This window comes from Lysinibacillus sp. CD3-6 (genome assembly GCF_006351725.2).
GTDB lineage: Bacteria > Bacillota > Bacilli > Bacillales_A > Planococcaceae > Lysinibacillus.
In genome coordinates, this window is record NZ_CP085880.1 from 1371960 (window position 1) to 1395575 (window position 23616).

At 36.2% G+C, this 23616-nt stretch carries 24 protein-coding genes and 1 other annotated feature; of the genes, 18 read left to right on the forward strand and 6 right to left on the reverse strand.

Annotation, left to right across the window (positions count from 1 at the left end):
• Window positions 1-223 precede the first annotated feature (223 nt).
• The 3 genes from FH508_RS06415 to FH508_RS06425 all read left to right on the forward strand — a co-directional run bounded on the left by FH508_RS06415 (window position 224) and on the right by FH508_RS06425 (window position 2631).
• Complete coding sequence (locus FH508_RS06415) at window positions 224-622, forward strand: DUF3992 domain-containing protein (RefSeq protein ID WP_173478201.1); 399 nt, start codon at window positions 224-226, stop codon at window positions 620-622.
• 453 nt (window positions 623-1075) lie between these two features.
• Complete coding sequence (locus FH508_RS06420) at window positions 1076-1909, forward strand: metallophosphoesterase (RefSeq protein WP_173478202.1); 834 nt, start codon at window positions 1076-1078, stop codon at window positions 1907-1909.
• A gap of 110 nt (window positions 1910-2019) precedes the next feature.
• Window positions 2020-2631 carry a peptidylprolyl isomerase gene (locus FH508_RS06425; RefSeq protein WP_173478564.1) on the forward strand — a complete coding sequence of 204 codons (612 nt, stop codon included), beginning with the start codon at window positions 2020-2022 and terminating at the stop codon, window positions 2629-2631.
• Between the two features lie 80 nt (window positions 2632-2711).
• Here the strand turns inward: FH508_RS06425 and FH508_RS06430 are convergent, their stop codons facing one another.
• Window positions 2712-3038 carry a BRCT domain-containing protein gene (locus FH508_RS06430; protein ID WP_173478203.1) on the reverse strand — a complete coding sequence of 109 codons (327 nt, stop codon included), beginning with the start codon at window positions 3036-3038 and terminating at the stop codon, window positions 2712-2714.
• A gap of 24 nt (window positions 3039-3062) precedes the next feature.
• Window positions 3063-3425, reverse strand: coding sequence for a YbgA family protein (locus FH508_RS06435; protein ID WP_173478204.1), 363 nt, complete (start codon window positions 3423-3425; stop codon window positions 3063-3065).
• Between the two features lie 227 nt (window positions 3426-3652).
• Window positions 3653-3864: a binding site (T-box leader), on the forward strand.
• Between the two features lie 50 nt (window positions 3865-3914).
• On the opposite strand from FH508_RS06435, the gene proS reads away from it, so the two are divergent.
• The 5 genes from proS to FH508_RS06460 all read left to right on the forward strand — a co-directional run bounded on the left by proS (window position 3915) and on the right by FH508_RS06460 (window position 10009).
• Complete coding sequence (gene proS, locus FH508_RS06440; RefSeq protein ID WP_173478205.1) at window positions 3915-5351, forward strand: proline--tRNA ligase; 1437 nt, start codon at window positions 3915-3917, stop codon at window positions 5349-5351.
• Window positions 5352-5877: 526 nt separating this feature from the next.
• Complete coding sequence (locus FH508_RS06445) at window positions 5878-6735, forward strand: polyprenyl synthetase family protein (protein ID WP_228134417.1); 858 nt, start codon at window positions 5878-5880, stop codon at window positions 6733-6735.
• Between the two features lie 14 nt (window positions 6736-6749).
• On the forward strand, window positions 6750-6926 hold the full coding sequence (gene comX / locus FH508_RS06450; protein WP_173478207.1) for a competence pheromone ComX: 177 nt from the start codon (window positions 6750-6752) through the stop codon (window positions 6924-6926).
• A 663-nt stretch (window positions 6927-7589) separates the two neighbouring features.
• Window positions 7590-7841 carry a phage holin gene (locus tag FH508_RS06455; protein ID WP_173478208.1) on the forward strand — a complete coding sequence of 84 codons (252 nt, stop codon included), beginning with the start codon at window positions 7590-7592 and terminating at the stop codon, window positions 7839-7841.
• 80 nt (window positions 7842-7921) lie between these two features.
• Window positions 7922-10009, forward strand: coding sequence for a DUF2339 domain-containing protein (locus tag FH508_RS06460; protein WP_228134418.1), 2088 nt, complete (start codon window positions 7922-7924; stop codon window positions 10007-10009).
• A gap of 61 nt (window positions 10010-10070) precedes the next feature.
• Here FH508_RS06460 and FH508_RS06465 read toward each other — a convergent pair whose 3' ends face one another.
• From FH508_RS06465 to FH508_RS06475, 3 genes are read right to left on the reverse strand one after another with little or no spacing between them, the layout of a single operon-like run.
• Window positions 10071-11711 (reverse strand): hypothetical protein, encoded by a 1641-nt coding sequence (locus FH508_RS06465; protein WP_173478210.1) that lies wholly within the window; start codon window positions 11709-11711, stop codon window positions 10071-10073.
• A gap of 16 nt (window positions 11712-11727) precedes the next feature.
• Window positions 11728-12303, reverse strand: coding sequence for a PulJ/GspJ family protein (locus tag FH508_RS06470; RefSeq protein WP_173478211.1), 576 nt, complete (start codon window positions 12301-12303; stop codon window positions 11728-11730).
• Entirely contained in the window at window positions 12290-12742 is a 453-nt protein-coding gene (locus FH508_RS06475) for a type IV pilus modification PilV family protein (RefSeq protein WP_173478212.1), read from the reverse strand. The genes FH508_RS06470 and FH508_RS06475 overlap by 14 nt, the downstream gene beginning before the upstream one ends.
• Before the next feature lie 291 nt (window positions 12743-13033).
• Between FH508_RS06475 and FH508_RS06480 the strand changes: the two genes are divergently transcribed.
• The 10 genes from FH508_RS06480 to FH508_RS06525 all read left to right on the forward strand — a co-directional run bounded on the left by FH508_RS06480 (window position 13034) and on the right by FH508_RS06525 (window position 22837).
• Window positions 13034-14374 carry a VanW family protein gene (locus FH508_RS06480; RefSeq protein ID WP_173478213.1) on the forward strand — a complete coding sequence of 447 codons (1341 nt, stop codon included), beginning with the start codon at window positions 13034-13036 and terminating at the stop codon, window positions 14372-14374.
• 18 nt (window positions 14375-14392) lie between these two features.
• Window positions 14393-16063 carry a GspE/PulE family protein gene (locus FH508_RS06485; RefSeq protein ID WP_173478214.1) on the forward strand — a complete coding sequence of 557 codons (1671 nt, stop codon included), beginning with the start codon at window positions 14393-14395 and terminating at the stop codon, window positions 16061-16063.
• A 15-nt stretch (window positions 16064-16078) separates the two neighbouring features.
• On the forward strand, window positions 16079-17128 hold the full coding sequence (locus tag FH508_RS06490) for a type IV pilus twitching motility protein PilT (protein WP_173478565.1): 1050 nt from the start codon (window positions 16079-16081) through the stop codon (window positions 17126-17128).
• On the forward strand, window positions 17125-18330 hold the full coding sequence (locus FH508_RS06495; RefSeq protein WP_173478215.1) for a type II secretion system F family protein: 1206 nt from the start codon (window positions 17125-17127) through the stop codon (window positions 18328-18330). The genes FH508_RS06490 and FH508_RS06495 overlap by 4 nt, the downstream gene beginning before the upstream one ends.
• A gap of 104 nt (window positions 18331-18434) precedes the next feature.
• Window positions 18435-18896: a prepilin-type N-terminal cleavage/methylation domain-containing protein gene (locus FH508_RS06500; protein WP_173478216.1), complete on the forward strand. Its 462-nt coding sequence runs from the start codon at window positions 18435-18437 to the stop codon at window positions 18894-18896.
• Between the two features lie 120 nt (window positions 18897-19016).
• Window positions 19017-19991: a type IV pilus biogenesis protein PilM gene (gene pilM / locus FH508_RS06505; RefSeq protein ID WP_173478217.1), complete on the forward strand. Its 975-nt coding sequence runs from the start codon at window positions 19017-19019 to the stop codon at window positions 19989-19991.
• Entirely contained in the window at window positions 19991-20584 is a 594-nt protein-coding gene (locus FH508_RS06510; protein WP_173478218.1) for a PilN domain-containing protein, read from the forward strand. Before pilM ends, FH508_RS06510 begins: the two co-directional genes overlap by 1 nt.
• Window positions 20581-21291, forward strand: a complete 711-nt coding sequence (locus FH508_RS06515) for a potassium transporter (RefSeq protein ID WP_173478219.1) — start codon at window positions 20581-20583, stop codon at window positions 21289-21291. Before FH508_RS06510 ends, FH508_RS06515 begins: the two co-directional genes overlap by 4 nt.
• A gap of 58 nt (window positions 21292-21349) precedes the next feature.
• Window positions 21350-22102: a prepilin peptidase gene (locus tag FH508_RS06520; protein WP_173478220.1), complete on the forward strand. Its 753-nt coding sequence runs from the start codon at window positions 21350-21352 to the stop codon at window positions 22100-22102.
• 12 nt (window positions 22103-22114) lie between these two features.
• Complete coding sequence (locus tag FH508_RS06525; RefSeq protein WP_173478221.1) at window positions 22115-22837, forward strand: gamma-glutamyl-gamma-aminobutyrate hydrolase family protein; 723 nt, start codon at window positions 22115-22117, stop codon at window positions 22835-22837.
• A gap of 37 nt (window positions 22838-22874) precedes the next feature.
• Here the strand turns inward: FH508_RS06525 and lexA are convergent, their stop codons facing one another.
• Window positions 22875-23492: a transcriptional repressor LexA gene (gene lexA / locus FH508_RS06530; protein ID WP_173478222.1), complete on the reverse strand. Its 618-nt coding sequence runs from the start codon at window positions 23490-23492 to the stop codon at window positions 22875-22877.
• Window positions 23493-23616: the final 124 nt, after the last annotated feature.

The window sequence follows — 23616 nt, forward strand, 5'->3', positions numbered from 1 at the left end:
TATGTTTTTACCATAAATGTGGTCACGGCCATGTTCGAGCATTCGTCTGTCAATTATTTATACAGAAGTAGTTGAGAGAATAGGCAATTCAAAAAAAATTATGGGCTTTTAATTACTTTTTATCTATTTAATTTAGCGTTACAGTAGTCTAAATTCTTTCGAACATAAAGCATTTACTATAGAGAACGAATAAATCAGGTGAGTAAGGAGTTGAATATAATTTATGTGTCAAGGTTCTAATGGAAATATTGTTGGTAATTTCAGTTGTTGTGAACCTAAAAAATATGTACAAGATAAAGTATGTAATAGTTTCACAGTTGCAGGTGACGATGTAGTTGGCGCTGAAATCATTTACGCTACTAATGCAAACGAGGTTATTTTCGCATCAGGGTTTATAAAAAATATAGGTAACTTTCCACTTACAATACAATTTGTTAAAGGAGCTGACCCTGTTGCAGGTACTGGTGGTACAGTCGTAAGACAAACTGCTATCCCAATTGGTGGTGCTTTTACTTTTACAATTTCACGATTCGATACGATTCGTGTATTTGCCACAGGTGCAACAGAAGTACTACCTGCTGCAGGAGAATTCTGTATCACACCACGTTATGAACTTTCTTAAAAAAGTATTTTGTAGCCAGTTGACGGTAGTTCGCTGAAAGCTGGCTATTAATCTTTTTCTAATGAAGCATTACTAGATGTACTAAATTACGAACTGTGCCTTTACATATATAATAATTCTTTGGCTTTGCACTGGATCAGATTCATATTATGACTTTCGGGAAATCCTAATTCTTTTATCGACATATCGAAATAAAGATTATCTTCAAAAATACGAGAGTCGTACTAGCATCGTAGCCAAAAATGATATACAGTATGAAGTGGTGTTAGTGGACTCGTATATTCGTTTTACGTTGTGGTTTAAATAATTTGAATCAAAATAAAACAAAGAACGAGCATCTATGTAGTGCACGTTCTTTTTATTTATTGAATACTTTTGCGGCTATCATAAAAGGACAATAATACGCACCTTTATAAAAACGGTTATCGGTTTGAAAGGGGCATTTACATTCGAATGAAGAGTGTTAAAAGGATTGTGAAAATAGTTTTATTACTTATAGTATTAATAGCGTTACTTGTAGGATATGCTTTTAAAATTGAACCAACTAGACTTGTCGTTCATACATATGATTTACATGAAAACAAAGGACAAGCATTGAAAGTAGTTCAACTGTCCGATATTCAAGTTAGTGAAACTTATACGGTAAACCAATTGAACGCGTTAGTCGAAAAGGTTAATCAATTATCACCTGATATTATTGTTTTTACAGGGGATTTATTCGAAAATTTTTCTGCGTTTCAACATAAACAAGAAGTAACTGAAAGTTTATCGAAGCTTAAGGCTACGGTCGGGAAATATGCAGTGTGGGGAAACCGTGATTACGGTGGTGGTGCATTTAAAATATATGAAGATTTATTAACGAATTCAGGTTTTACTCTATTAAGTAATCGTGGAGTGAATGTCACTGTATTAAATGGTAAGAAGCTATTTATCGGTGGATTGGATGATGGCTTGCTGGGCAATCCAGACGCAGATCAATTACTATCGACAATGGATGTTGACTATGATTACCAAATAGTCCTTATGCATGAGCCAGATATGGCAGACCTTCTAAAAGATACGTCTATTAATTTGATATTAGCAGGGCATAGTCATGGAGGACAAATTAAAATACCATTTATAAAAACAAAGACTACTGCATTGGCTGAAAAATATAATGATGGCTTTTATACCATTAACAAAAGTACAGGTATGCAGCTTTATGTAAATACAGGAATTGGCACGTCTAGAATCCCTGCTCGTTTTATGGTTCCACCTGAAATCTCTGTTTTTAATATCTATTTGTAAGATAAAGTTGTCGGTCATTATCTTATAGATATATAATTCAATTAACTGACTAGATAGGGAGTGAAAAAGCGTTGGCACGATCTAAAGTATTGTATTTTGTCGTTAGCCTTATGGCACTCGTTTTTGTTCTGACAGGTTGTGGAACATCAAAAGAGGAGAAGACAGCTGAAGAAAATGTTGAATATGCATCTAAAGTGAAGGAAAATCCAATTGTAACGATTACAATGGATGATGATAAAAAAATTGTGATCGAACTAGAGCCTAAAGTAGCGCCAAATACAGTTGCGAATTTTATTTCCTTAGTAAAAGATGGTTTTTATGATGGGCTTATTTTTCATCGCGTAATTCCTGGCTTTATGATTCAAGGAGGCGACCCTGCAGGAAATGGATCTGGTGGTCCTGATTATTCGATTGCGGGCGAATTTACGAATAATGGCTTTGAAAATAATTTAAAACATGAACGTGGTGTTATATCAATGGCACGGACGAATGGCAATCCAAATTCTGCGGGTTCACAATTTTTTATTATGACTGAAGCATCGTCTCATCTTGATGGCGACTATGCTGCTTTTGGAAAAGTCATTGAAGGTATGGAAACGGTCGATGAGATTGTAGCAGTTGATCGAGATGCGACAGATAAGCCGTTAGAAGAACAAAAAATGAAAAAGGTCGAAGTGGATACAAAGGGCTTTGACTATCCTGCACCAGCAGTGAAAAAATAATAATTCATACTCTTTTTATTAAAAAGCACGTTGATTGACCGCGGGGATGCGGTGGGTCAACGTGCTTTTGTATGGAGGCGCTAAAATTTTTGCATTGAAATAAGCCAAATAAAATCATCTTCTGCAATAATTTGAATGTCATGCCCAAGCTGAATTAAGCGTTCGGCTTTTAAATGTTTTGTGCTTTTCTCTCGTCGGTTCTTGCCGAGGATAAGGAAATCTGTCTCTTTTGTTACGGCTCCTTGCATTATTGCGCCATAAGCTCGCGCATTTTTTGCAGCTTCAGAACGTGTCATCGTGGAGAGGGCCCCTGTAAAGACGATTTGTTTATGATAGAATGGATGCATTATACGTTCGGATGGATTCGATAGGTAGATAACTTCTGTATTGTCTTGATTTTTGTTCATGTCGGTTCTCCTAAGAGGTTCATTTTAGAGAAATGTAATATTTAAAATAGTACTTTCTCGTAAATATGTAATGTTATATTGTATCGCTAATTGCTGTAAAAAGTAAAGAAGCGCCGTTATTTTACCAGTGATGAGCAGTTGCTCGTATTGTTGCTTTTCTTCTATTGTGGCAACTTTACGGAAATAACCCCACATATGCTGGCACGCATTGCGCATGCTGCCATCAGTAGGTGTTTGTTGTAATGCTGCTTCGATTAATTGTTCAATTTGTTCATGGGGGAGTAAATCGCGCATTGCTTGCCGAAGCTGATTGTAATGTTTTTGGCTATGAAACATAACACGATATTTTTCTTCACGCCATAATTGTTCAGTTTGTTGACGATTCATACAAGCACCTTCTCTTATAATTGTTTAAGTCTATTACAGTATAAACATCATTCATGTTGAGTAACGACATATCTATGATATTTTTAAGCTGAATCCTGTACCCTATGGCCTTTGACCAATTTATTAAATGCGAGCTGGATTTCCTTCGCTGGTAGAGTAATAATTGGACATGGATTGATAGTAATGATTGAATTACATATAGCAAATTGGTATATTAATGTATAAATAATAAATCGATGATGTGATCAAGTAAATAAGTATTGTGAAACAGATAATATAGCCTAGGCTGAGAGCTATATCACCTCTTCTTATTGAAACCTACCACGGAGATGTCAGTTAACAACTAACCGAGTCGTTTCGTTACAAACGTTTAGAGGGCTTATCTATTTAAGTCGAACTAAGGTGGTACCACGTCAATTAGCGTAAAGACGTCCTTTATGAGGATGCTTTATGCTTTTTTTATTAGTTAAAACATAGGAGGAAAAGAAGATGGCTCAAAAAATAAACGATTTTTCAAAATGGTATGTAGAGACAATTCAAAAAGCAGATTTAATGGATTACACGCCAGTTCGTGGTTGTATTGCTTTTAAACCGGACGGCTATGAATTATGGGAGCACATTCAAGCGGAGATGGATAAGCGTTTTAAGGAAACAGGTCACCGTAATGCATACTTCCCAATGTTAATACCAGAATCATTTTTTCAAAAGGAAAAGGATCATATCGAAGGATTTTCTCCAGAGCTTCCATGGGTCACAGAAGCGGCAGGTGAGAAGTTAGAGGAGCGCTTGGCTTTACGTCCAACCTCTGAAACAATGATTGGACATTTGTATTCAAATTGGATAAAAAGTTATCGTGACCTTCCAGTTTTAATTAATCAATGGGCAAATGTATTCCGTTGGGAAAAGAAAACACTTCCGTTTATCCGTACTTCTGAATTTTTATGGCAAGAAGGCCATACTGCTCATGTTGATGAAGAAGATGCACGTAAAGAAACAATGCAAATGTTGGCGATTTATAAAGAAGTTGTAGAAGGATTACTAGCAATTCCAGTATATGATGGACAAAAGACACCATCTGAACGCTTTGCTGGAGCGGTTGATACTTTCTCTATTGAAGCAATGATGAAGGATGGAAAGGCTGTTCAAGCAGGTACATCCCATTACTTAGGTACAAAATTTGCTGAAGCATTTGATATTAAATATTTAAATAAAGAAAATAAACATGTTTATGTCCATACAACTTCTTGGGGTACATCGACACGATTAATCGGCTCTGTCATTATGGTGCATGGCGATGAGCAAGGTCTTGTTTTACCACCAAAGATTGCACCGTCGCAAGTGGTATTAATTCCTGTTGGACCATGGAAAAAGAACCCTGCTATTATCGAGAAATTAGATGAAATTTTTGCAGCGTTAAAAGCAAAAGGAATTCGTGTTCGCCTTGATGACTCAGATCAATCGCCAGGCTATAAATTTAATGAGTGGGAGCTAAAAGGTGTACCAGTACGTATTGAATTAGGACCACGTGACTTAGAAAATCAACAAGGATTAATGAAAGCCCGTGATGAAGAGGAGAAAGTTTCTGTAGCGTTAGAAACTATAGTTGAAAGCATTGAAACAGAGCTTGAAACGATGCAAACACGTCTGTTCGAAAAAGCAAAAGCTTTCCGTGCGAACAATTCGCATACACATATTGATTCAATGGAGCAGTTAAAGCAACATTTAGCACAATCTGAACAAAATGAAACAATTCCAGGTTGGATTTTAGCAGGCTGGTGTGGAGACGATGCTTGTGAAGAAAACGTAAAAGAAGAGACAAAATTCACAACACGTAATATCCCATTCAATCCACCAGTAACAAAGGACACTTGCATCCATTGTGGGAAAGAAGCAAAGCATACTGTTTGGTTTGCACGTGCATACTAATTGAAGACTTAATATAAATAAAAAGCGTTTCAACAATTTTGTTGAACGCTTTTTTTATGACTTTCTACTCATGATTCTATAACTTGAACGTACTTCGTAACATGAATATGGATTCAATGAAGAAAATTGGTATTATAATACATAATTTTAATAATAATTGGTTTTAAAATGATAATAGTTTAAAATATGTATATATTTACATTTTAAGGATATATGATATACTAATTATTAGTAGGAAAAGTAGAACCATCATAACGGATGGACATGGAAGACACATTATTTTTATTCTGCTAGTTTAACAATAATGATACATATGGAAGTTCAATTTCATGCATGTTTAGTATTTTTCAGGTCACTTTAGTAAGCGCTTTCACGTTATTGGGAGAGACATAGAATTATATGCTAAGTATAATCTGTTGTCCATTACCTAGATATCTTACTTTGTTAACCGACCATTTTAATCGTTAGAAGACTTAAGGTGAAATCTCAATAAAATAATTAATTGGTAGGGTGAATGATGGAGGAAATGAAGCAATCATTAAAGATAATTGTCGATAATTATCAACTATCAGATGAGTTTAATCGCTGTTTAAACGACTTATTAGATCAACATGAAGGTGGTGATTTCAGTGATTTAAGTAAATTGCATTTTCAAATGAATGGTGGCACATTAACGAAATCGATAGAAGAAGTTTTTAATCTTCTAGAATTATGGATTCTTTTTACAGATATCGTTGATGATATTGAAGACGGTGATGAATCAAAGTGGGGAATAGATGGGAACATATTGCTGAATGCTTCGACAGCTATAGTAAGTATCGTATTGTTGGAGCTAGAAAAGCTTGAGATACCTTATAAAAGAGAGGTTACCCGTTTATTTTGCCATTACTTACTACAAGCGGTCGACGGACAGCATCATGACTTAATGAACGAGATAACATCTGAAGAAATGTATATAGATGTTGTTAAAAAGAAATCAGGTTCATTAATCGCACTTTCATCAACCCTTGGAGCAGTATTAGCGACTGGAAAGTATACATCAAAGCTTGAAATGAGTGCGTACTATATCGCAATTGTTGCCCAATTAAAAAATGATTATCACGACTTATTAAATTCACAAAGAGATTTACAAGTCAAAAAAAGAACCTTGCCATTACTATATCTATTACAATTCGAAGATTCGGCATTTGACGAATTGCGATTGTATTATAGACAGCAGAGGGAGGCAAGTACGAAGATTTGCATAACTAAACAGCAGATTGTAGATTCTGGATTACACGTTTACGTGCATCTAATGCAATCTAAATATCTTAATCTTGCACTAGATTTATTAAAAGAAGTTTATCCAACAAAAAATGTTGAAATATTCAAACAATACATTTAGATGAGGTGAAGGACATGTTAGAAATTACTCAATATCTTCAAAAAAACCGTAACATTTTAGACCTTTTAAAAGAGAATAAAATATCGCTTTTAAACATCAATGAATTTGAAAAAAATTTAATATTAGAGTCTTTTGAACAAGGTGAAAAGAAAGTATTGAAGAATGCTCTCTCTGCTTACTGGCGCGCGTAGTAATTAAAATAAAGGTCATTTGTATTGTCTTTTCAATGTGGATAATCCTCCTGTCTTCAGGAGTAATTGCTTAAACACAAAAAGGGAAGATTTTACGAATTCATGACATATAAGAAAAAAATAAAGGGATGACGCTATTTATCAATAGCTCATCTCTTTTTTTAATTCATACATATTCGAAACAAATCTAAATGGGCTAGCTAAAAAATAGACAGCCCATTTAGATACACTACTTCTGTAATGCAGACAAGTGGTAGGCTGGAAATGCCTTATTTTATCACATGACTTCGACCACCGTCATTTTCCCAACGATCAATATCCCTTCCTTCTTCGTCCCACACTTCAGGTCTTTCACTGTAAGACATTTTTGTCATCACCCTTTATTCTATAGTTCATTTCTATATTATGTCATGCTGTATATTTTCGTTCATAGAAATGGCTGTAATCAAAGATTAACTGGTTCCAATCGCCGATAAAACAATGTAAATCGCTGATAAGCTCGGGCAAATCGCCGATAAACCTGTAACTATATTGATAGAAATTGATACGACAAATTTATTGGGATGAAATCATAAATTCGTCTTGCTAAAGCTATATTTTTGCATATGTGCCAAATTGTAAAGGCGCATATACTGTAGTGAGGAAGGGGGGAGGTGAGGAAATATGAGAATTAACTGGAAGGTACGATTTATGCATAAGCCGTTTGTATTAGCGTTGTTTTCCATGCTGCTACTACTCGCTCAACAAGTAGGAGCTTTGTTCGGCTTTGATTTAACTAGCGGGATGAGCGAGCAACTAACATCCATATTGAATACAGTGTTATCGATTCTTGTATTGATGGGGGTTGTTGTGGACCCGACTACAAGTGGCACCAGTGATAGTGAACGTGCTTTAATGTATCGCAGACCAAGATAAGCATTCATTACATGTAAAAAGTGTAATTTTACAATAGAATGAATATGATATAATGTAAGAAAATTCTAATAGCTAGGGGGATGATTAACTTGTCGCTTGAAATGGAGCAGCGAATCGCTAAGCTTGAAAAGGAAATGGAAGCGTTACGACAGGAAATGGACGTGTTAAAGCAACAACAACCACAACAAAAGACAACTGTAAAAAATGTGAACCGATCCATCACTGTACAACCTGCATTACCAACACCAAAGCCTACACCAACACCGAAACAAATACCGAAAACAAATGTTCAGCCACAGCGTTCATTTGAGGAGCAAATTATGTGGGCGCTCCCGAAAGTATTTATGGTTATTTTAGTGCTGGGCGTGTTATGGGGGCTCAAGCTAGTTAGTGATTATGGCTACTTATCGAACGAGGTGAAAATCATCCTCGCTTATTTATTATCAATCGCATTAGGGGCTATAGCTTATGTTTTAGAACATAAAAAGAAGGCATCACCAGCCGTAACTATTTCCTTATACGGTGGAGCATTTATCGTAGGAATTTTAACAACTGCCGCTGGTGCTATTTTATACGAGGTATTAGGTTTAACTTTAGCATTGTTCATCGCCTTTGTGTTTATTGTCTATGGGATAGCTATTAGCTACCTAAAGAAAAATGAGGTGCTAACTTTATTTGTAGCCTTTACCTCGTTGTTACTACCTTATTTACTAGAGTACATGGATTTTAGCGCGTTCATTATATTATTTTTTGTCATCATCCTATTTACAATGCTGCAATTCGTTATTCTTCAGCATAAGCAAAAAATTGCGCTCTATGTCACGACCTTTTTCTCTATTATGGCAGTAAGTATTGTAGCGTTTATGAATAGTGACAATCGAGTAATTTTTGCAATAGGACTGCTCATTACACTTGCAATCTTTTATTTGAGTTGGTGTCGCTTATATAATGCAGAATCAAAATGGAAGCATATTCATGCTGGGCTACAATTTAGTTTAGGGCTCTTTAGTTTATTACTTCTGAACCTTGTCAGTAGTCGACTTGAATATAATGAAATAATTCTGCTTGGACTATGTATTTTGTTTGTAACTGTAGCGGGTTATAGCTATAAGCAAAAATGGCAGGAGGCATTTGATAGTGCTGTAACACTCGCATTTATTACACTTTGTAATACGGTATTGATTATGAATTTACCAGAAAAGGTTGATGATTTACTTTTACCATTCATGACATTTGCAGGTGTTATGATGAGCTTACGTCTACGAGCAAGTTTAATGAAGATCGTCAGTTCATTTGGGTTTGCAATGGCACTTATTTTAAGCTATATCGTCCACGAGCCGACTCCGTTTTTTAGCATTGAACATATTAGCTTAATACTGCCTGGCGTATACCTATTAATTATTTATCTATATACAATACGTGAGAAGGAAACATTAAATACTTTTGAGAAGATTATGAAGGATTTATACGTGACTGATATTTTAGCTGTTATGACCGCTGGATACTTCCTTGCTTATATTGCTAAGCTTGATAGTGTTTATGTTACAAGTGTGAGCAATTTCCCACATATGATGACTATCGGCATCGTCATCCTGTTTGTCGGCTCGCTATTACTACCAGAAAAATATAAAGGTAGGGCATTAACGCCAGTCGTCGGTGTGTTTTTCCTTTTTGTTACGCTCATGCTTAATGTGATTCCTTATAATATACAAGGGATTGAATGGCTAAATATTGGTACTAGATTAATCTATATTGCAGCATTTGTAGCGATTATCCTTGATTTACTGATGAAGGGGCGCATTTATCAAATTTATCAACAGCTTATGCCGAAATATTTAGACCTAATTGTCAGTGCAAGTGTAGTGTTCACAATGATTGCACTTTGCGGTCTAGTGTCCCAACTAGCTTACAACGACCTGATGGATTGGAAGCTTAGCGTTGCACTAACAACCGTTACACTATTCTTATCGGCAAGTCTGTCATTATGGCTCGGCACTGTGCGTCACTTACGAATACTTCGACTTTCTGGCTTTGCCATACTTGCCATAGCATTTATAAAGCTTATCTTCTTCGACTTATCGGCACTAGACTTATTAATAAGAGCAGTGCTATTCATTGCAATTGGTGGAATAGGCATGCTACTGTCGGGGCGGTTGTTGAGGAAATAACGAAAAATCACAGGCTAACATAAGATGTTTGCCTGTGATTTATTTTTTTAATAATAATAGCTTAGAAATTTTCTAGTATCATTGGTTCGGTTGTTGTCGTTATTTTTATTGTATTTTGATCCCGTGTTTCGATAAACTTTTTAATCATTTCGAAATCATAATTTACACGTAATCTAGATTCAGAAGTTAAATCCCCTGTATTTGCTTTTCCCCTTAATGCGGTTAGGACAATTCTATTTGCAGAAATTCCTCCATTTATTTTAATATTAGACCCAAAACCATACATTAAAAAATGACCTTTTGTATAGAAAAAACCATCAATATTACTGTAATTATTAATAGCTGTTTCGGAGGAAATATTTGAAATATTTATAAAGTCATTTGCAAAGAAGAAATTGGTACCTCCGTTGTAGCCATTAATAACACTTGATGTAATATCAATATCTTTTAAAGAGTAAAAAGTAGCATCGCCATATAATTTAGCACCTTTAATATCAATATAACCTTCAACATAATATTTTCCTTGTAAAGTAATATTGTAATAATTGCTTTGATTATTTTCTAAATTATCTGTTCCAGCATAAGGACCGATTAATAAATTTCCCTTAATATAATAGGAATCTTTTTTATTACCATAAGTTGTATTTTTATTTTTTTCACCTTTTATAGTAATGGTATTACAGGCATCAGTGTTTTTATCGCAGCTTTTTAATAGCGTTTTTCCGCTTGGGTTCACTTCCTCCTTAATATTTATTGTATCTTGCAATACATTTTGAACAATAACTCTAGGTTTGTTCTTCTCACTAAGATTATAGTCTTTAAATAATTTTTGAAGTTTGCTTTGTTCATTTGCATCCATTTCATTAACTTTAAATAAAGTATAGTTATTACTTAAATAGCTCAAAGATGGAGCTTTTATAAAACTATCAAATGAAGTACCAGTTATATTTTTTTTCATTTCGATAATATTTTTTTTAGGATTTACAATTATCTTTGGAAATGAATTTCCTTCAGCAGCAGTAAGTTTTGCAAACGTACTATCTCTCCAAGTTGGACTATTTAAATAGCCACTAAAAGCAGATTTATTTAAGTAAATATCTCCATCAGCTTTTATATCACCTAGCACATCAATACCACCAAATAGAAATAAATTCCCACCATTTCCTTTTTCATCTGCATTTGTCGAGATGGCATAGTTAAGTTGCTCTGGGACTGAACTAGAGCCAACTACAATTTTTGCATAACTAATATTATGTTGATTTGACTTATTTGTAATTCCTTCACTTTTTACAGTAATGATTCGTTTTAAACGATCTTCTTGTTTATCAGAAAATTTTTCGGTTTTTTGAATACATATATTCGTATTCCCTAATTTCCCCTTAATATTGATGGTTTTAGGGCATAGATAGTTAGACTTACTTGGATCTTCGAGCGAGTCTTTAAGGATTTGTTCAAATTCTAAAATAGTTACTCCAGTAGTGCCAATTTTTTGTTTAAAATATGTGTCAATTTCCGTTTGAATATAGTCTATGCCTTTGGTAGATAAATCTTGGGCAAGAACGACCTCTTCCCTTTTATGATTTTTAGTGTAGCCACTAGTTGTAATTACTTGTAAACTTATACCTAAAATTGAAACGATAATAATCAAGCAAAAAACAATATATAACGCGTATCCATTTTGATTACTGAGTAGTTTTCTCATTGGCGCACTCCTTGTACTAATTTTTTATATCCGGAATACTTTGTATTTGGTTTTCAAAATAATATACTTTTGAAAACTTTTTATTATCGTATTGTAGCGCTAATTTTATATGGTAACTTACTTTCTTATTTGTACTGGTGCTGCTCTTTATATATGAATCTTTGTGGATCGTTATATAGGGATTGGAAACAAGGTATTCTTGATTTTTTATGTTCAATTTCATAATTGTATTTCCATCGACAGTAGCGGGAGAAAAGCCTGTGATTAAACAATTATTTTTGTATTCTACTGATGTTGGCTTTGAGCAGGAAGATTCAAGTATTGAAGTATAGATCAAATATTTTTTGTTAATGTCATCAAACTCAGTGTTTCGTACTTCGTTTTCTTTTAATGTATAAAAGTTTTTCACAAGATTACTCATGATTAAATCAGCTTCGTCTCGAATGTTGTTTTCTATTATTATTTTTTTTTGGGTGTTTATACTATTTGTAAGAAATGAGAAAGAAAAAATGGCAATAGTGACCGTCAATACTATAGTTACTAAAACTTCTATTAGTGTTAAACCATATTCATCAAGTTTATTTTTTTTCAATTTGAACATACCCCTCTGTGGTGCTTGAGATTACTCTGTTATTTATTTTTTTACTTGAAGTTACTGTTACAACTATATTAATTTTATTTTGATTAATTTCCGTTGTAATAGCATTCGAAATTACATTCGTATTTGACGGTTTAATGCTCACTGTATAGGTAGGCGATTTCGAATCGTCTATTATTTTTACTGTTTTCGGGTAATCTTTAAAATAATCTTCTAGTGTAGTAATCCTTTTTTCTTCAAGTCCTGTAGCCTTTAACCTTTCTAAATAGGCATCGGCTAAATTAATAACAACTAACTTTTCATTATTAATGTTTGCTGTACTATTTGCTTGAACGAAAATTTGAGCAAAGCTTAATAAAATAATAGATATTAATACAATAGATGCCACAACTTCTATTAAAGAAAATCCTCGCTGAGATTTTATCCTTTTCATCTACTCACCTCGATTAAAGAGTGCTTTATCCAAAAATTCCGTTATGTTACAGATTGATAGGTAGTTTCAGCCTAATTATATAGGTTAAAAAACACATTTACAATATAATGAAATGAATGAAATTACACACTTTGTATATATAATGTACAAAAATGTGACAATTTTTAGGTTAAAAGATATATTCAAACAGGTAGATTTTGTAGTATTATAAAAATATAGATATATAGTAATGATTTTTAGTAATATAATAGACATTCATTTTTTCAATAAATTAGTAAAGGTCGTGAGGCTATGAAATTATATTTGAAGTTGGGTGCGATAATAGTAGGAATAGTTGTGCTGTTAGCTATATGGCTTCCGAACCTAATCATAGATCGTGCGCTAGCAAAAGGTGATGGCTCCACGATTGGGGGCGTACTAGTAAAAAATTTAGATGAAGATGCGATGGAGGTAGCTATACAAGAAGCTATTCGTGTTTGGCAGGATACACCGATTACTGTTGAAGGTGGAGGTGTCACAGCAACAGTCGATCCAAAAATGTTAGTATTTGACGTCGCAAGCTCGGTAGCTGAATATCGCACATTAACGGATAAGCCTTGGTTTGCCTTCTGGGAAGGAAAACGAACAGTTCATCTTCCTTTACAAGTCATAGGGGACGAGCAGCTGATAAAGCAGCTTGAATCGATGGGGGTATGGGAGGCAGAAACGACTTTAAATGAAGTTATAGCGCAAGCATCTTATTTAAATAAACATAGCATTGAAGCAACCGTTGCAGATACAACTTCTATGGAAGCAGAGCGATTGGCATTATCAATCGAGCAAATACCGACAAATGCAAAAGGTGTTTTAGCATTAGTAAATACGTTAAATGACTACATTATTGCTCCAAATGAGCCGTTCTCATTATTAAACGTTTTAGGAGAAAAAGTAGAGGAAGCTAATAGTGAAGGGGTAAATTTTGTAGCTTCTTTAATTTATCATACGGTACTACAAACAGAATTTGAGATTTTAGAGCGCCATGCACAAGACAAAAAGATGGACTATTTACAGCAAGGCTTGGATGCAGCAGTCAATAGTGTATTAAATAAAGATTTGCAATTTATCAATTATGCTACCCAACCGACTAAATTAAAACTAATGATTGAAAATGACACATTAAAAGTAGAATTATTAGCTCAAACCAAAGAAAAAGAGATTACAGTTCGTGTAAGTAAAGATAAAATCGTACAGCCGAGAATCATTACTCGTTATTCTAAAGACTTAGCCATGGGACAAGAAGAGATTATTCAAAATGGACAAGAGGGTGTGCGAGTAGAAGTATACCGTTCAATCGTGGAAAACGGCATTTCTAAGGAAGAATTGGTGAGCCGTGATTACTACGCACCAATCAATCGAATTGTCGTTCAATCTTCTAGACAACCTGATGTCAGTGATGGAACAAGTAATACTTCCAATGATGCGGATTTACAGGTGGATTTAGATGGGGATGGGTTGGCAGATTCACCTGTACAACCTCCATCTACAAATGGCAACACTTCATCAAACACAACAACGCCAGTAACTACGAATGATCCTGAAATTGTTTATGGTTACTACGATAAAGGCGGTAATTTTGTACAAACAAGTCCGTAATGAGAGGAGCATATGCGAATGGCTGTAAGAACAGGGCGTAAACGTCTAGGAGATTTACTAGTTGAATCGGGAGTTATTACGAATGAGCAGTTAGAATATGCTCTTACGACGAAAACAAAGGAAGAAAGGTTAGGGGATTTTCTTATTAAAGAAAATATCTTAACAGAGCAACAATTAATCGAGGTGCTAGAGTTTCAATTAGGCATTCCACATATTCATTTAAATCAATATTCAATAAGCCCTGATTTACTTCAACTCGTGCCCGCGGAGCTAGCAAAACGTGCAAATATTATTCCAATTCGACGGGAGAAAAACAAGCTATTTATCGCGATGGCTGACCCGATGGACTATTTTGCAATTGAAGAGGTCCGCATGGCAACGGGCTGTCAAATCGAAACAAGTATTGCTGCAAAAGATGATTTATATCGAACACTTACGAAATATTATGATTTACAGGAGTCAATGGAAGCGGCATTGCAAGATATTGGGACGACTGCTGGAGAAACACAAGTAGAAATCGAACGTGAAGATTCACCGATTGTGCGACTCGTCAATCAAATTATTGCAAATGGTGTTGCGCAGCGTGCAAGTGATATTCACTTTGACCCACAGGAAACGGATTTACGGGTTCGTTATCGTGTAGACGGTGTGTTGAGAACGGAACGGTCTTTGCCTAAGCATATGCAAAATATTGTCTTAGCTCGTATTAAAATTATGGGCAACTTAAATATTACAGAAAATCGTATTCCACAAGATGGACGTATTAAAACAAATGTCAATTTCAAGCCAGTGGATATTCGACTTTCTACGCTACCAACTGTTTATGGAGAAAAAGTTGTCATGCGTATTTTGGATTTAAGCAATGTCGCAAATTCAATAGATCAGTTGGGCTTCACAGAGCGTAACGAAGCATTTTTCCGTAAAATGATTGCACATCCGAATGGCATTATGCTTATCACTGGTCCTACGGGTTCAGGTAAGTCTTCTACACTGTATGCTGCTTTAAGTAACTTGAACGAAGAGGGCGTCAATATTATTACAGTAGAAGATCCTGTGGAATATCAGCTCGATGGCATTAACCAAATCCAAGTGAAAGAAGAAGTTGGGCTAACATTTGCCACTGGATTACGTTCTATTTTGCGCCAAGACCCAGATATAGTAATGATTGGTGAAATACGAGATTTAGAGACTGCACAAATTGCTGTGCGTGCGTCCTTAACAGGGCATTTAGTGTTAAGTACATTGCATACAAATAGTGCGGTGGAATCCATTTCACGTTTGCAGGACATGGGGGTAGAGCCGTTTTTACTATCGTCATCATTAGTCGGGATTATGGCACAACGGTTAGTACGTAAAGTATGTCGTGATTGTGGAGAAACATATGCATTTACGAATCACGAATTAGAAATCATGCAGAAAAACGGCATTGAAGGGGTAACACATGGCAGACGTGGAAGGGGCTGTCCTTCATGCAACCAAACTGGGTATCGCGGGCGTATGGCCATCCATGAAATTTTACCAATCGATCGGACGATTAAAGAGATGATTTTAAATCGTAGTGGAGATAGTGCTATTCGTGACTATATGAAACAAGAAGGCTATTACACGTTACTAGCAGATGGATTGTTAAAAGTGGTTGAAGGACAAACGACAACTTCTGAAGTATTACGTGTAGCAAATGCAGACTAGGATGTGAACCGAATGATGACAACATCAAGAAATATAGAAGAGCTATTGACACGTTCATTTGAGGAAAAGGCGTCAGATTTACATTTAACAAAAGGTATTCCTCCTGTATATCGCATCCATGGTCAGTTGGAGCATTACGGAACTGAACCGCTTACTTCAGAAGAATTACAAACGATGGTGGAAGCTATTTTACCTGAACATAAACGACAAGAATTTCATACTAAAGGTGAAACAGATTTTAACTATTCATTGCCCGGGAAATGTCGTTTTCGTGTAAATGCCTATCATCAACGAAATGAAATGACAATCGCCGCACGTTTAATAGAAGCAAAAATTCCGTCCATTGAATCGTTAAATATGCCTCAAGTGTTGTATCAGCTTGCTGAAAAACCACAGGGACTTATTTTAGTAACAGGTCCTACAGGTTCTGGGAAATCGACAACACTAGCGGCGATGATTGACTACATTAATGAAACAAAATCAAAGCATATTATTACACTTGAAGACCCAATTGAGTATTTACATACACATAAAAAATCGGTCATCAATCAACGTGAAGTAGGTGTCGATACACAAAGCTTTGCCAATGGTTTGCGTGCTGCACTACGTCAGGACCCTGACATGATATTAGTCGGTGAGATGCGTGACTATGAAACAATCTCAACTGCTATTACAGCCGCTGAAACAGGTCACTTAGTGATGGCAACATTGCATACAAGTAGTGCGCCAACAACGATTGATCGTATTATTGATGTCTTTCCACCACATCAGCAAGGACAAATTCGTGTACAGTTAGCCAATGTGTTAGTAGGTATTATTTCGCAGCGTTTATTTATTCGAAAAGATGCAAAGGGGCGAATTGCAGCAACTGAAATATTAGTACAGGCACCGTCTATTGCGAACTTAATCCGCAATGAAAAGGTCCACCAAATTCCAAGTGTCATGCAGACAAGCCGTGCGCTCGGCATGCATACATTGGAGTCCTCGATGCAGCAGTTAATTGCCATGGGGAAAATTTCACTGGAGGATGCAAGACCATATATGAATGCGGGTGAGTATCAGTGACCGTTTTTCGCTATAGCGGACGTACTAAAACTGGTACACAGAAAAAGGGAATTATTGATGCAATCAATAAAAAGGCAGCACTCGAAAAATTACGTGCGCAAGGTATTAATGCACGAGAACTAGAAGAGTCAAAAAGTCTTTTGCATAAAGAATTAAATTTCGGCGGCAAAGTGAAACATCAAGATTTCGTTATTTATTGTCGTCAATATGCAACGCTTATCCGTGCTGGGGTGTCAATCGTTGAAGCGACACATATTTTAGGTGTGCAAACGAAAAGTAAGCCGCTAAAAAAGGCTTTGGAGCAAGTTGAAGAGGACATTCGAAGCGGTACTTCATTTTCAGATGCTGCGGCCAAACATCCAAAAGTTTTCCCAGTAATGTTCGTCAATATGATGCGTTCTGGAGAGGCGACGGGAAATGTTGATGATACTTTAGAGCGACTAGCAGGAACGTTAGAAAAGCAATTTAAAATAAAGAAAAAAGTGCAATCAGCATTAACATATCCAGCTATTTTGTCGGTGCTAACAATCGCAGTAGGCATGTTTTTAATGATTTTTATCGTTCCCACATTTATGGCAACTTTTGAGGATATGGATTTAGAAATGCCATTATTAACGGTAATTGTCGTTAGCGTGTCAGATTGGTTAGTTGAATTTTGGTATATAGTGATTGGTATTTTATTGTTAGCAGTCTTTCTCTTTAGGTATTTCTATAACCATAATAAGCTCTTTCATTACAATGTGAATTATGTGGCACTACGAATCCCTGTCTTTGGTGTACTAATGCAAAAAAATGTCATTGCTCGGATGACGAGAACATTATCATCTTTGTTCAGTAGTGCTGTGCCGATATTACATGCACTCACGATTGTTGAAAAAGTTGTAGGCAACCCAGTAGTAGGGAAGGTTGTTTTGGAGGCGCGGGAAAATCTCGAAAAGGGTGGTACATTATCAGAGCCATTAGAAAAAAGCTGGCTATTTCCACCTTTAGTAACACAAATGACATCGATCGGTGAAACAACAGGTTCCCTCGATTACATGTTAGAAAAAATAGCTGATTTTTATGAGGACGAAGTCGATCGCTCGGTCGATACTTTAAAATCGTTAATCGAACCATTAATGATTCTCGTTTTAGCAGGGGTAGTTGGTGTAATTGTAGCAGCAATCTTCCTACCGATGTTCGCACTCTATGAAAGTATGTAAACAATTGATGATTTAAAGGAGGTGATGGAGAAAAAAGCTAGGTCGTTACGGGTGTACGTGTTTTCGCACTAATTATATTGAATTATTAAAGGAGGAACACATCGATGTTCAAAAAATTACTGAACAAAAAACTATTAAAAAACCAAAAAGGTTTAACACTTATCGAGTTACTAGCTGTAATCGTGATTTTAGCGATTGTTGCAGCCATTGCGATTCCTGCTATTGGTAGCATTATTGATAACAGTCGTGGAAAAGCATTAAAGTCAGATGTAGTTAATGTAATGAATGCGGCAAATATTTATTTTACTGATAATCCAGCTGATGATAAAAAACCATCTGTTGATCTTGAGACATTAAAAAAAGACGGTTATTTAGAATCAGAGGGTAAATTAACTAGTGCTACAGTAACATATGCTGCTGGTGGAAACACTGTGGATGCAGCAGGAACTAATGGTTCAATTACTATTACAGTTACAAAGGCAACATTAAAAGATATAAATGACCATGATGGAAAGCCTGAAGGTAAAGACGTAACAATAACACATACAACTACAACTACACCTTAATTATATATTTCTAACCCTCCCAACTCACTCAGAAGCGTAGCCAATACCGCGCTTCTGGTTGGGAAATGGATGGTTAATTGTTTAGACACTTCATGCAGTCAAAAGGAGGCATCTTTTCACATGTTTAAAAAGAAAAAAAATTCGCATGTGTCGATTGAAATAAAGGATTATGTTTTGCGTGCGCTTGTGGCAAAAGGTGCTGATCCATCGCAGTGGAAGGGCTATGAGTTGCCATTGGCGCAAGGAATAGTCGAAGGTTCCATCATTAATGATGAAATCGCATTGTTTGAAATGATGAAAACGCATGTTGCTAAATGGGCAGGCAAAAAGCAAAATGCGCGTATTTTTGTGCCTGATACTTCTGTGTTGCTAAAAAGCTTTGAGCATCCGCATGATGTGGAGTCAAAAGAGTTGAAAAGCTACGCGGAAATGGAGCTTGGGCAAACGATTCATTTACCATTTCACGAGCCCCTTATAGATGTGTATGATCCAACACCGAATGATGGACAAGCGATGTTATTTGCGGCTCCATCAGAAGAAGTAAATAAAACGATTGGCTTGTTGCTCGATGTTTCGCTAGAACCGCAAGCTGCCGATATTCGAGCATTGTGTAATATTCGTCTATTAGAGCATATGAATTTACTTGAAATGGACAGAACTTATTTAATAGCCGATTGGTCGATAAACGAATTGTCGATTAGCATTTATTCGTACGGGCAACTAGAGTTTTTACGCTATCAATCGTTTGAGACAAACTTAGCAAAATGGCAACCAAAAGAACAGGAAGAGTTTAGCTACTCATTTCATTTAATCGATGATCAAGACAATTATCAATTAACACTAACGGATCAAATTCTTGAAATTGATCGTATTATGAACTTTTTTAAATTCTCGTTACATAAAGGTGAGAAAAGTGTAGATGATATTTTCCTTTTAGGCGATAATCCTTTATTGCCTACGATTACTGAGTTTTTAAGTAATAATTTTACGATGCCAATTACTGTGTTAAATGATGACATGGTGCAAAAATCATTCCCTCAATTTTCAGAGAAGTTTGCGAGTCTCATAGGGCTGGCTTTGAAGGAGGTGCACTGATGGTACCTGAAATAAACCTCTTACCGAATTTAGAAAAACAGAAATCAGCCCCAATACTGTTATATATAGTCATTATTGTACTCGTTAGTATCGTTTTAGCATTCATGATAATTCAATACTTTCAGGCGAGAGGCGAGGTAGCGACATTAAATGCACAGGAAATAGAGTTGACGTCACAGCAAGAGCAGCTACAAATCGAATTAGATGGTTTACGAAATATGAACGCAGGCTCGCTTGAGCAATCGGTGCAATTTGTTCATCATGTCTCTTATCCTGTGACACCATTAATTGATGAGACGCAAGCGTTGTTACCAGAGCAGACATATTTACGTAATTATAAATTTGGTGAAACAAATATAGAAATTACCGCAGATTTTGAAACGATGTCAGCTATTTCAAACTATCTTGATAAACTAAACGTAAGCCCTTATTTCACGGATATTCAAGTTGGAACAATTGAAAATTTTGAGTTATCGATTGGAGAGCAAAACGAAAGTAATTCGAAAGATAAATATCAGGAAATACCGCGTTATTCGGTAACCATCACGTTGGCAATTGATTTTATTTATTTGGCTGGAGGTAGAGAATCATGACAAGCAGCAAAAACTCAGCGATTCTTCTGCTTACCGCATTAGTCGCAGCACTGTTATTTGCACTCTATTACTATCTATTAACACCTAAATTGGAAGAGGTAGAGGCGAAGGATCGAGACGTTCGTGCACTGCAACAAGAAATTGCAACAATCCAGGAGCAAATTACGGCATTAGATACGGTACAGCCATCACATGGGGCAAGTGTGCTATCTTTGCGTAAAAAGGTACCTCAAACCCGTGCCATTGAAGGAGTCATCCGAAATATCGAAGAAATAGAAGCAGTAACAGGAACACGGGTTGAAGCTGTAGAATTTAATAATTATGATTCCCTCGTGATGGACTCTTCGATTATTGACCCAAACTCGCCAGCAAATGAGGAGCAAGCGGTCACAGCACAACAACCTACTGAAAATAGCGAGCAAGCAGATAGTGAAGAAGGGGACAATGTACTACCAACCTCTACTATTGCTAAAGAATCATTACCAGCAGAGTTGAAGCTAGTGACATTTAGTATTGATGTCATCGCTATTGATACGAAGACAATGCTTGAATTTTTAAAGGAAATTGAAAAAATTGAACGTGTGATGAAGATCGACACATTGGATATTACCTTAACTGGGGAAGAGGTTGTATTTGAGGAGGATGCAGATTCATCCATTAAAGCTACCGTTCAGGTAACAACCTTCTATTATGAGGGTGAACAATGATGTAATGGCGCGCATACTCCAACGTATGGGCGCTATGTTAGTTTAGGAGGCAATAAAAATGGAAATGGCTTATACAATACTAGTATTCGTATTTGGACTAGTTTTTGGATCATTTTTTAATGTTGTAGGCTTACGTGTGCCGCTAAAGGAGTCAATTGTTAAGCCGCCATCGCATTGTACAAGCTGTCAAAGACAACTAACCGCAATTGATTTAGTGCCCGTTTTGTCTTATGTTTTTTTAGCAGGTAAATGTCGGAGTTGTGGGCAAAAAATTTCCTGGATTTATCCGCTAATGGAGTTGCTCACAGGCGTATTATTTGCCTTTTCATATTGGCAACTGGGCTTTAGTGAGGAGTTTTTCGTAGCGATAGTATTCATTTCATTATTAGTAATCCTTGTTGTTTCGGATATAGCGTATATGCTTATTCCTGATAAAGTGCTTTTGTTTTTTTTACCTTTATTAGCTATAGGGCGAGTGTTATCGCCTGTAACACCATGGTGGGATAGTATCGTAGGTGCCGTTGTTGGCTTTGGCATATTATATTGTATTGCTGTTGTATCACGCGGTGGTATGGGTGGTGGCGATATTAAATTATTCTTTTTACTTGGACTTGTACTTGGTACAATAAATACATTATTGACATTATTTGTAGCAGCGGTAATTGGTATGATTGTCAGCATCTTCGTGCTTAAAGTACGACAACAAGGGCGGAAAACGCCGATTCCATTTGGACCATCCATTGCTTTAGCGGCAGTTATCGTGTATTTCTATGGGGATGTCATTATTGATTGGTATGTAGGATTATGGTAAGGGGGGATATGGATGAAACCGATTATTGGTATTACAGCATTTGCAGAGGATGATTTATCGTCAAGATTGAATGTAGCCTATAGCAAAAGTGTTATTGAAGCTGGTGGCATTCCGCTTATTATTCCACTTGGGGTAGAGGAGGATGTAGCACAAATTTTATCGCTAACAGATGGCTTATTATTATCTGGTGGGCATGATGTTCATCCATTTGAATTTGGCGCTGAGCCATTACCGAAGCTCGGACAAATACATCCAGAACGTGACAAGGTCGAGCTTGCTTTAATTCATGCAGCCTTTACGAGGAAAATGCCGATTTTAGGGATTTGCCGTGGCATGCAAATACTTAATGTTGCGCTAGGTGGAACTTTGTACCAAGATATTGATAGCGAATATCATAGTAGTAAGCTGTTAAAACATACGCAACAAGCAGCTCGCGGTGTAGCAACACATTATGTGCAGATAACACCTGATACGTTGTTACAATCAATTATCGAGGAAGAAAAAATTGCTGTGAATTCTTTTCATCATCAAGCTGTAAATGTATTAGCAGAAAAGCTAATCGTTGCAGCAAAATCGAGCGATGGTCTAATCGAAGCGTTCGTTCATGAAGAATACCCGTTTTGTTTAGCAGTACAGTGGCATCCTGAAGAACAAGCAATTGTAGGCGATTTAGCTGCACAGAAGCTTTTTGCCGCCTTCACTAGTGAGAGCTTAAAATATAAAAGAGAAGCGTGAGTGCTTCTCTTTTTTGTTTGCTAAGTATGAGAATGCCTTAATGTACACGGCGATATAAGCCGACAACTTGTCCTAAAATCGAAACTTGGTCTACAATTATTGGTTCCATTGTAGCGTTTTCTGGTTGTAAGCGGAAATGATTTCTTTCCTTAAAGAAGCGTTTAACGGTTGCCTCATCCTCTTCTGTCATTGCGACAACAATATCACCGTTATCAGCTGTTGCTTTTTGTTTAACGATGACTAAATCTCCATCGAAAATGCCAGCCTCGATCATCGATTCACCCATAATTTCTAACATAAATAGCTGATCTTCACTAGTACCGTAAATATCAGGTAAAGGGAAATATTCGTCGATATTTTCGATGGCTGTAATCGGTGATCCAGCTGTCACTTTACCAACAAGCGGTACGTGGATGACGCTTTGCTTTTGAATCGAATCTTCTGGCTCTAAAATTTCAATGGCACGTGGCTTAGTAGGGTCTCGTCGAATAAAGCCCTTTTGTTCTAAACGAGCTAAATGTCCATGAACCGTTGAACTTGATGCAAGTCCAACTGCCTCACCAATTTCACGTACAGATGGCGGATAACCTTTTGCACGTACTTCTTCTTTGATAAATGCTAGTATATCCTCTTGTCTTTTCGAAACTTTTTTCATGATTGCTCACCTCTTTTTTTATATCATTCTTCTTACTATCTTCTTACTAAATAGTATAGCAGAATGCGAACACTTATGCAAACATAGGTTCGAAAAGTGTTTGACAAAAACGTCTGTTCGCTTT